Below are 1,115 nucleotides of genomic sequence, written 5' to 3'. Positions count from 1 at the left end.
CCAAAGAGCTCAAACGTTCGGCCCTGCTTACTTGCTCCTGCAACAATCTTGTTTCAGTCAGATCACTAAGGAGTACCAGCTGACCCGGCCCGGATGACATAGAACGAGTTTCAATTTTCACTCTTCGGCCATCTTTTAAAGAAACCTCGTGTCCATCATCGTGCTTTGGCGAAAAACTTCTCGCAATAACATCGACCCAGGCCAAACCTTTCAGCGGTTCGCCAAGTAGATCCATTGCCGCAGGATTACATTCTGTGACTAAACCTTTTTCATCTAGAACAACAACACCTGCCGGAAGCACCTCCAACAAGGTAGACAAGCGATTAGCTAGGTCTTCTTTTTCCTTGCGCTGTGCTTGCTTTTGACTTTCTTCAAGTGAAAGATCACTCTTGAGTTGACTAACCTTGTTCTCAAGGTTTCGGTATGATGAGGTTAATTGCGAAGACAAGTGGTCAAACAAGGACAAAGCTTCTTCGACTTTCTGCTCACCGTTATCTTGAGTAGAGTCAATTTGTCCCTGAAATTTGAATGCAGCATTACCCTCTATTGAAGTGCTGCCAGAACTATCATGCGCAACGCGCGAAACACGTGCATTGATTGCCTCCGAGCTAATAAAAGCAGGTTCATCTATCCAGGTTGCTAGTTTTTGTTGTCCCATGGCTTACCTACATCATTCAGTCAAAACAGTGTGGAATACTATTCGCTTATTTGTCAGCCAAACGCTCTGCGCAGCTCAAATAAGCTTTAACAACCTGATCTAAGCACTATGTAGGCCAAAGTATTTTTTTTCTTTATTATCAGCAACTTAATTGTAGCAATATGATAACAACCCGAAAGATAAGACAATTTTATGACGCCATAAAACGAAAAAAGCACGCAAAACTGCGTGCTGACATATTTTTGACTGAGCAAGAATAGTTAAGAAATATAATACCTAGGCATTCAAGCCGTATTTGCGCACCTTTTCAACCAAAGTTGTACGACGTATACGAAGTTTTTCGGCAGCGCGAGCAACCACACCAGAAGCCTCATCCAAAGCTTGTTGAATAAGCGACTTTTCCAAATTTGCCAGGTAATCCTTTAGATCGATACCATTTACAGGCAACAAGGCTGGT

General features: G+C 42.7%; 2 protein-coding genes. Both read right to left on the bottom strand.

The genetic code is table 11. The annotated features are described in order from the left end of the window. Window positions 1-658, bottom strand: a 658-nt coding sequence (locus tag A3763_RS13145; protein WP_156495082.1) for a PAS domain-containing protein, incomplete at its 3' end; no start/stop codon positions are given. Between the two features lie 276 nt (window positions 659-934). After that, on the bottom strand, window positions 935-1,115 hold a 181-nt coding region (locus tag A3763_RS13140; RefSeq protein ID WP_304440812.1), incomplete at its 5' end, for a helix-turn-helix domain-containing protein.

Source organism: Oleiphilus sp. HI0128 (assembly GCF_001635365.1).
Note: the sequence above shows the minus strand (reverse complement) of the source record. Positions and strands in the feature narration are given on the sequence as shown.